We start from the raw sequence: 9080 nt of genomic DNA, 5'->3' as shown, positions 1-9080 counted from the left end.
GACGGAAAGAAAAGCTGAATCGACGGAAAGAAAAGCCAGAGCGACGGTAAGAAAACGAATCGATGGATAGAAGAGCTAAAGTGACGGATAAAGTATTCATAGCGACGGATAGAAGAACCAAGGTGACGGAAAGAAAAGCCAAAGCGACGGAAAGAGAACGAATCGATGGATAGAAGAGCTAAAGTGACGGAAAAAGCATTCATAGCGACGGAAAGAAAAGCTGAATCGACGGAAAGAAAAGCCAGAGCGACGGTAAGAAAACGAATCGATGGATAGAAGAGCTAAAGTGACGGATAAAGTACTCGTAGCGACGGATAGAAAAGCTGAATCGACGGATAGAAGAGCTAAAGTGACGGAAAAAGTATTCGTAGCGATACGGATTTTCTAAAGAATCGGCTTTTCATTTACATTATTATAACTGCATCCAAGTATATAAATTGGGTAAAGTTCGTATAAAGAAGCATAGGCGACTTTACGGATTCTTTCGGCAAAGCGGCAGTCTTAATCATTTTCAACTTTGCAAAAGTGTATATAAGGCATAAAAAGGATAAAAAACCCTAATATTGTAATTAGTCAGAAAAGTAATAAAATTATCTTGACGAACACATTAGCTTTATAGTAGTATCTTAATATCAATTAAATATACAAACCTCACATTTATCCTATTGTGAGGTAGAGGCGCGGTATTTATTAGTTCATTGTTGAGTATAAGCAAGCGAAGACGCAATGGAGAAGGAACTATCGCCGAAGTATAAAAGGAGCTCGTACTTTTATGCTGGGTCTGCAGTGAATAAGTGCAGGACTGTCCTAGTAAATTATTTTCCAGATTTACTAGGTTGTGCTATCTCGGAATGATGGAATTATAGTGAGGATTTGGGCAACTGTTAAAAAAGTAAGACCTAAGTTCAGTACTTAGGTCTTTTTTGGTACAGTTGTCTTATTTTTTTATAGAAAAGGGGAATGTTACATGAAAAGAAAATCGTTGGTATTAATGTTGACCGTCATGACTGCAATTTTGCTAGCAGCTTGTGGTGCTGGTGACAAAAAGGATACGACGTCATCTAGTAATGACGGTAACAAGACGAGTACGGAAGAAGGCGGCGGCCAATTCCGTATTGGGATGGAAGCAGGTTATGCTCCGTTTAACTGGACACAGCAGGGTGATGCAAATGGCGCAGTAAAAATTGCGGATAATGCAGAATATGCAGGTGGTTATGATGTACAAATGGCGAAAAAGATCGCTGAGGGCTTAGGAAAAGAATTGGTTATCGTAAAATTGGAATGGGATGGCTTAGTACCAGCACTACAATCCAATAAAATCGATGCAATCATTGCTGGTATGTCACCTACTAAAGAGCGTAAGCAAACAGTTGACTTCACTGAAAACTACTATACATCTGATTTTGTTATGGTCATTAAAAAAGGCAGCAAATATGAAAAAGCAACTTCTATCCAAGATTTCTCTGGTGCTAAAATCACATCACAATTAAATACATCTAACTACAATGTCATCGATCAAATCAAAGATGTAAAAAAACAAACTGCAATGGATAACTTCCCAGCAATGCGTGTTGCATTAGAAGCTGGAAAAATTGACGGCTATGTAGCTGAACGTCCAGAAGGTATTTCCGCTGCTGCTGCAAATGATAAGTTCTCGTATGTGAAGTTTGAAAAAGGCTTCGATACAGATATTTCAAATACATCCATTGCAGTTGGTTTACGTAAAGGCGATGCAAATCTTGAAAAAATCAATGAAATCTTAAAAGGTATTTCTGAAGATGATCGCCAAAAAATTATGGAAGAAGCCATTCACCAACAACCAGCAGCACAATAACATGATGGCACGGGCTATCTGCTAGTCCGTGCCATCTCATTACAATTTATAATCTTTCTAAATAATAATAATGTCTGAGCTAAAAGTTTCATAAAATAAAAGAAACAAAGGCTCCAGCCAAAACAGGATACTGTAACGAACAAGCAACACGACGTTGTTAGGAGGAACATCATGAGTTTTGATTGGATTATTTCTATTGTTGAGAACAACTGGCAAATGTTTTTACGAGGTGCGTATTATACATTACTTATTTCTATTAGTAGTACAATTATTGGTGCACTTATCGGATTTTTCATCGGAATTATGCATACCATTAAGGTTCGTAAAAAAGGTGTAAAGTTCTATAGCTTAAAGCTCATTAATTTTATACTAACATGCTATGTCGAATTTTTCCGTGGTACACCAATGATTGTACAAGCAATGGTTGTATTTTTCGGATTAGATATTGCATTTGGCATTGATATGCACTTTATTACGGCAGGTATTTTAGTTGTTTCATTAAACACAGGTGCTTATATGGCTGAAATTGTTCGCGGTGGTATTGTATCCATTGATAAAGGGCAGTACGAGGCCGCATCTGCAATTGGTATGAACCATTTTCAAATTATGCTACATGTTGTATTACCACAAGTTGCGCGAAATATATTGCCTGCAACAGGTAACCAATTAATTATGAATATTAAAGATACAGCAGTATTAAACGTTATCGGGGTTACGGAATTGTTCTTCCAAACAAAATCGATCGCGGGTAATAACTTCCGCTATTTTGAATCCTTCTTTATAGCTTGTGTCCTTTATTTCATCATGACATTCACAGCATCGAGAATCTTACTGTATATTGAAAAACGACTGGACGGACCAGATGCCTACCAAAAAGAACAGAAAGAAGCAGTATAGGGGGACGAACAAGTGACAGTTATTAAAATAGAGCATTTAAGTAAATCATTTGGTCGTAACCAAGTGTTAAAGGATGTAAATTTCCAAGTAGAAAAAGGTGAGGTTGTCTGCTTAATCGGTTCTTCTGGATCAGGTAAATCAACATTACTACGCTGCATTAATTTACTGGAAACACCAAGTGGTGGTCAAATTATTTACAAAGGTGAAAACATTTTAGATGAAAAGCATAATATCCAAGAATACCGTACACATTTAGGTATGGTATTCCAGCAATTTAACTTATTCAACAATCATAATGTGCTAAAAAACTGTACAGTTGGTCAAATGAAAGTATTAAAGCGTTCAAAGGCAGAAGCCGACAAAGTTGCTTTAAAATATTTGCAGATTGTTGGTATGGATCAATACGTCAATGCCAAGCCACGACAACTATCTGGCGGTCAAAAACAGCGTGTAGCGATTGCACGAGCATTGTCAATGAGCCCAGATGTAATGCTGTTTGATGAACCGACGTCAGCACTGGATCCAGAGATGGTCGGTGAAGTGTTGAAGGTAATGCGCCAGCTAGCGGATGCCGGGAATACGATGTTAATTGTTACACATGAAATGGAATTTGCCAAAGAAGTAGCGGATCGCGTCGTATTTATGGATAAAGGTGTAATTGTAGAGGAAGGACCACCATCACAGGTATTAGTAAACCCTCAGAATGAACGGACAAAAGAGTTTTTAAAACGAACATTAAAATAACGTTCGATTACAATAACAAAAAAAGTGAGTCCAAATTAATGGGCTCACTTATTTTCTAGAATTCCATTCTGCGTATAAAATAAAGCAAATTGCAAATGCAACGGCTAGGATAAAAAACCATTGCGGTACACTACCAAAGCTCATAGAAACACCTCGAAGTAAAAATTTTTATTATGGATATGGTTAAAAAACGATAGTTATGGAGAAAATATGATCTTCTATGGTTTTTTTCTCCACAAAAGTTCAAAAATATTATAAAATAAGCAGTAGACATTAGCTTCGTGCTAGTAAAGAGAGGTAGAGAGATTATGTTACATTTAAAATGGAAAGATGCTCCAACAGTACGCACAGTTACTTGTAAGCATACTAATGCATCAAAATATTTAGTTTCAAACGTATTAACAGTAGGGAAACAATATGATGTGAAAAATGAAACAGAAGAATTCATTTTTATTATCGATAACACTGGTAATATCGGTGGCTACTATAAAGATTATTTCGAATAAAAATCAAAGGGTGGTTCAGATTTTTCTGAGCCACCCTTCTTTGTTGGAAAAAAGGAATCATTCCTTCTTAAAGGTCTTCAAGTCAGCTACATCCTGTAATTGCTGTTTTTCCTGTTCTGTAGCTGTATGAAGGGCGAAGACGTCTTTGATAGCTGTCTTCAGCTCATGTTGTGTTTCTTTGAATTTCGATACTTGCTGTTCAAAGGAAGGACTCGTAAATCGATCATTTGTACGAGATAATCTTTCTTCTAGCTGCGCGTAGTGATGATCCATATGCATAGATAACATCATGGCCAACTGATTTTTCCAAAGCGGAATAAGGGTAACAATTGAAAATTCAATTTTTTCCGCTAACGATTGATTAGACTGCTGAATCATCCGGATTTGTGGCGCAGTTTGTAAGGCAACTTGCTGCGATACTTGTAAGTCATAAATACGTTGATCTAGACGTTCGATTTGAGCGGCAAAATCATTAAGCTGTTGGATAGCTAGTGGCTGTTTCGTTGCTTGTACACTAGTCACTTTTTCAGGAAGCTCAACTTCAATGGCTTGCTGCTTCTTCATTTGTCCGGCTGCAATAGCAGTCGCTAACTCCTCAAAGAATCCTCGATTATGTGAATAAAGTCCTTCTAACATTTCCACATCTCTTATCATTTGAAGCTGTGCACGTTCGAGCTGAACACCAATGCGTTCTACTTGGATACTAATACGTTCAAACTCCGTTAATGTTTGCTTAACAGTTGGCCCAATTTTACCAAACATTTTTTTAAAAAAGGACTGCTTTTTTGGTTCTAATGCGTTAGGGTCCACACGGTCTAACGTTTGCATTAATGAGTCTAACATTTGGCCAATTTTTGTGACGTCTTTTTGTTTTACTTGTGCAAGCATTCGATCAGCAAATTGAGAAAGGGATCGCTGTGAATCCTGCCCTAAAGACAGGACTGACTCGAAGTTTGTTAGATCAAGCTGACTAGCGTATAGAAGTGCACGACTTTGTGCAAGAGGCGATAGCGTATCATACGTCGCCATCGCCTCATTATTTGGAGTTGTTTCTAAATAAGTTTGCACAAGTGGGGAAAGACCTTGTATTGTATTTAGTTGAAATGCGTGATCATTTGCTGTCATTTATCATCGCCTCGCCACTCCAATTGTTCTTTTCGTCTTAAATTGGAACGATTCGCAAATTCGATCTCCATTTGAAGATGGTCAATATCGTTGGAAAGCGCATCCTTTAAATCAATTTGAATCGTATCATTTAAATCTGTAAGTGTTTCTCTTGTTTTCGATAATGTAATTTGGATTTCCTTGTCCTTCACAGGCTGTCTCGATAACATCGTATATTTATCCGTTAATTCGACAGCGGAAGGGAGATGTGCATAAAAAAATTGTTCAACATTATAAAATTTTCGTGGATCTGTTTTAACTACTTTCACGATATTTTTTGAAATACGTGTCATTTCAAGTAATTGCTTAAATGCAGAAACAGAACGTACACGTAAGTAGTTTTGACTTAATGTTTGAATATTTTTATTGGCTGCTGTAAGTTGTGTATCAATATGTTTGTATTCTTCTTTTGTTATACCTGCTATTTGCATGAACTTCTTTTTCTGTCTATATTTCAACAACGCCGTACTCGACGCGTATGTTCCAGCAAATAATAAACCACCAAGGAAGTATCCTGGACTTGCCGCAATTGCTGTGATAGAAACAGTTGTGAGAGAAATTAAGAAGCTAGCGGTATGTCTAGAGAAAAACTGTCCGACACTGAGCATGTTTCTTCCTCCTAGCATTTAAATATGTCTATATTCTTATACGAAATAATCGACATAAAGTTTCAATGAAATAATAATCCTTACATAAATTTTACTGCTATTTGTAAAGTTTCTCAATGATATTACTTAAGAACAAGAAAATCCTTTACTTATTAGAAAGAAAAGGGGACAGACGAATAAGAAATCGAACTAAGTTTCCGGCATTGCTGTTTCATCTATTACTCGGGTAAGTAATAAAAGGCTTATTTGGATTAATCGATTTCATTATATATATTGTATTCAAAATTATAGTAATTCGCGAATTGCTTCACACGTTGTTCGTCAATTTTTTCTCTCTTAATAGGTTAAACATTAGTATTGTTTTTTCGTCTGTTGTTGATTCCTCGACATGAGCGTTAAAATTATTTTATAAAATTAAAAAGCGTATTCGAGATTTTATTCTCAAAATACGCTGAGTAGTGATACTCGTTAATTTTAAGTCATTCATTAGATTGAAAATGTTTTAATTGTTCTGTCGAAAGAGTCGTCCCATCCACCTGCTTGAGGAAGTAGAATTCTTTCGGTAAATTCGTTAAAAAACACACCTATTTTTCAATTACTAAAATAGAGCTATTTTCTATTGGAGGCTCACAGTCTCTAAGAAGATAATTTGTACTTTCATTCGTTTCAGCGGTATCAATTAAAGAGCATGCTGAATGAATGATACTTCCTTGACCAAATTGATCTCTGCGGCTGTCATACGTTGATTTTATTATTTTCCCATCGTACTTAAGTTCATGAAGTATTGGGTCACCTTCTATAGTATATTTAACCACTCTAATACTATCTTCTTTCCCTAGTTGTACATTACGGAAAAAATCTTCAAACCTTTCTAGATTTTTTATTTCACCATGCGTGTCTACAATATCTTCTGGAGTTGAAATGTAAGGTGAAGGTTCATCATTAACATTCATATCAATATCAGTCGAGCTATTTACACGATCGCAACCAGCAATTAAAAGTATAAAAAATAAAACGGTTAGCTTTTTCATGGCTATACACCCCTTCATGTATTTAGTCGTTTGTTCATAAAAAAATGTTCCATACCCGTATCAGTCAAAATAAAAAAGACACCGTTTCAAATAGTAACGTGAATTATAGTGGGGCGGTTAAAATATTTATTGAGCTAAGGTTATGCAATTAGTAAAACATATGTCAACAATAAGAGGAAATCCCTTCCTTTTGTCGAAAAATAGAAGTGAAAGGGGAATAGCTTTATGAAATCGATATTAATTAAAATTAAAGAACAATTCAAAACTAGTTCACCAAAAATCCCTAATAATGCATGTTATTTTTGTAAACGCAAAGCACCAGATTTACGAAATTACAGAAATGAGAAGAACAAAAAAATTAAGGTGTGTTATTTATGTGTTGAATATGCTGAGAGACGAGCTTTTCGTAAATAAAATTTTGCCATTGCCCTTCTGCATTAATTGTGGAAGGCTTTTTTATTCAATGAAGGAAGAAATGTAATGGGAAAATAAAAGCACGTTATTAGAATTAACTTTTAGTGCATATGAATTGGATGGTTTGGACATGGTCGAAACCGCTGAATTTGTCTTAAGAGTTGAAAAATATTACCATATATTCTATTGTTTTTTATATACCTAAAAGGTAATTACAGGAATAATAGGGGGATGAATTATGAGTCAAGTTTGTGTGATCAGCATCTATGTACCTAACATTGAAAAAGCAATTGATTTCTATACGACTGTTTTAGGTTTTGAGGTAAACAAACAATACGGACCCAAAATCGTGACACTTGTTCACGGAGATTTACCTTTAGTTTTAGAAGAAGCGAAAAACTCTAAATCCATTCCAAAAGATACTTTAGGTGTGGTTTTAGCTTTAAAGACAGAGGACATTCATCAAACAGTCAATAAGTTAAAATATCATAATGTTGAGTTCATTACAGATGAGCCGGTGGATTGTCCTCCTGGAAAAGTTATTAGCTTCAGAGATCCTTTCGGGAATGTCTTAGAGTATTTACAATTTATTTAGATAATATATAGATTAAAATATTTCAGGAAGTCACATCTAACAAGGTGTGGCTTTTTAACAGTGTTTTATGTAGCGAAAGAAAATCAAGGCAATCGGAAAGGAGCTAATAAAGGATGTTAGCCTAAATCATCACATCCATGCGATAACGGCAAACTGACCTGCATCGTGTTGGCCTAATCATAAAGCCAATCCCGTACAACATTGTTTATCTGCGCGAAAGCTAAGGGTCAGTGGCAAATGTTTTCTGTGCGAAAGCGAAGCGTCAGCGGCAATTTTGCCTAGGTATAATTGATTTTCATTTGAATGAAAAATAACATTGTTAAATATGTTAAACAACTTTATAATAGTGTTAATTAAATCCAATTGTTAAAATTTTTTCATGTCCTAAGGTGTTTTTCAATTTCTCACGTAACAAAGATTGCGCCATAAAGATGACTTCATAGGTAAAAAGGGAGAGTCTACCATATGCAAAAAAACACAAACAATAAGATTGAGCTCATTGATACTAAAATAATGTTAGAGAAATACAAGGAAGAAATAGAATTAATTCAAAAATCATTAAAACAACTTGAGTTGGAAATTAGTAATTTGCAAAGTGAAGGTTTAGTTGAAATAGAAAAGTTGACAAACGACTTAAGTAAGTTACAGTTACTTTCAACGAGTATAAAATTTAAAGCTAAATGTCTTACCTGTAATAACAGTAAAACCATAGAGACATTAACGACTAAATAGAATATTGATATCAAGTCACATTTAATTTGTTGTGGCTTTTTATTACGCTTTATATTTCTGGTGATGACATTTCGTTCCATGTATTCTATGATTAGTGTGGAAGGTGGTGCCAAAAATGAGAGGAAATTTAGAACAGATTACAATCAGTTTTTGTGAACAAAACGGAGATGTAATTATGACGTATGACATCAACAACTCTCTATCAGCTCTGATTCCGAACGTTGGTGATGTAGTTAATATTGATGATAATTACAGGGCAGTAAGTGAAAGAGCTTTTACTTACAGTCCAAGAAGTATTACAGTTACAATCTATTTAGAAGAATTATAATCAGGACTTCAAGGTCACACTCATTATGGTTGTGGCTTTTTTTATGCAGGTAACTATAAATTACTGGCGGAGCGAAGCAATACCTGCGAAAGCAAGGTAAATACCCGCGGAGCGAAGCAAGGCGAATACTCGCGGAAGTAAGGTAAAAACTCGCGGAAGCAGAGCGAATACTCGCGGAGCAAAGCAATACTCGCGGAAGCAGAGCGAAAACCCGCGAAAGCAAGGTG

General features: G+C 35.6%; 11 protein-coding genes and 1 riboswitch. Of the genes, 7 read left to right on the top strand and 4 right to left on the bottom strand.

The genetic code is table 11. From position 1 onward, the window contains the following. A partial coding sequence (locus ABH966_RS20090; RefSeq protein ID WP_370081509.1) for a hypothetical protein occupies positions 1–203 on the bottom strand: 203 nt, incomplete at its 3' end. Between the two features lie 462 nt (positions 204–665). Further along, positions 666–852: riboswitch (Lysine riboswitch) on the top strand. Positions 853–967: 115 nt separating this feature from the next. Between ABH966_RS20090 and ABH966_RS20085 the strand changes: the two genes are divergently transcribed. From ABH966_RS20085 to ABH966_RS20070, 4 genes are all read left to right on the top strand, one after another. Continuing rightward, positions 968–1834 (top strand): transporter substrate-binding domain-containing protein, encoded by an 867-nt coding sequence (locus ABH966_RS20085; RefSeq protein WP_370081507.1) that lies wholly within the window; start codon positions 968–970, stop codon positions 1832–1834. 171 nt (positions 1835–2005) lie between these two features. After that, complete coding sequence (locus ABH966_RS20080) at positions 2006–2731, top strand: amino acid ABC transporter permease (RefSeq protein WP_370081505.1); 726 nt, start codon at positions 2006–2008, stop codon at positions 2729–2731. A 12-nt stretch (positions 2732–2743) separates the two neighbouring features. Beyond that, a complete protein-coding gene (locus ABH966_RS20075; RefSeq protein ID WP_370081503.1) occupies positions 2744–3475 on the top strand; it encodes an amino acid ABC transporter ATP-binding protein in 732 nt (243 codons plus the stop codon). Between the two features lie 308 nt (positions 3476–3783). Then, on the top strand, positions 3784–3981 hold the full coding sequence (locus ABH966_RS20070; RefSeq protein WP_053485867.1) for a DUF6501 family protein: 198 nt from the start codon (positions 3784–3786) through the stop codon (positions 3979–3981). Positions 3982–4038: 57 nt separating this feature from the next. On the opposite strand, the gene ABH966_RS20065 is transcribed toward ABH966_RS20070, so the two are convergent. From ABH966_RS20065 to ABH966_RS20055, 3 genes are all read right to left on the bottom strand, one after another. Further along, the gene (locus ABH966_RS20065; protein WP_370081501.1) at positions 4039–5106 is read right to left on the bottom strand and encodes a toxic anion resistance protein; all 1068 of its coding nucleotides are present in this window, start codon (positions 5104–5106) and stop codon (positions 4039–4041) included. Continuing rightward, positions 5103–5753: a 5-bromo-4-chloroindolyl phosphate hydrolysis family protein gene (locus ABH966_RS20060; protein ID WP_370081499.1), complete on the bottom strand. Its 651-nt coding sequence runs from the start codon at positions 5751–5753 to the stop codon at positions 5103–5105. Before ABH966_RS20060 ends, ABH966_RS20065 begins: the two co-directional genes overlap by 4 nt. Before the next feature lie 584 nt (positions 5754–6337). Beyond that, positions 6338–6784, bottom strand: coding sequence for a DUF4362 domain-containing protein (locus tag ABH966_RS20055; protein ID WP_370081497.1), 447 nt, complete (start codon positions 6782–6784; stop codon positions 6338–6340). A 652-nt stretch (positions 6785–7436) separates the two neighbouring features. On the opposite strand from ABH966_RS20055, the gene ABH966_RS20050 reads away from it, so the two are divergent. From ABH966_RS20050 to ABH966_RS20040, 3 genes are all read left to right on the top strand, one after another. Next, positions 7437–7793, top strand: coding sequence for a VOC family protein (locus tag ABH966_RS20050; protein ID WP_370081495.1), 357 nt, complete (start codon positions 7437–7439; stop codon positions 7791–7793). 465 nt (positions 7794–8258) lie between these two features. Then, positions 8259–8525, top strand: a complete 267-nt coding sequence (locus tag ABH966_RS20045; protein ID WP_370081493.1) for a hypothetical protein — start codon at positions 8259–8261, stop codon at positions 8523–8525. A 175-nt stretch (positions 8526–8700) separates the two neighbouring features. Further along, entirely contained in the window at positions 8701–8853 is a 153-nt protein-coding gene (locus ABH966_RS20040) for a hypothetical protein (RefSeq protein WP_370081491.1), read from the top strand. Positions 8854–9080 lie beyond the last annotated feature (227 nt).

This window comes from Lysinibacillus sp. RC46, from assembly GCF_041262385.1.
In the GTDB taxonomy this organism is placed as follows: Bacteria; Bacillota; Bacilli; order Bacillales_A; family Planococcaceae; genus Lysinibacillus.
This window is presented reverse-complemented; position numbering and strand designations above follow the sequence as displayed.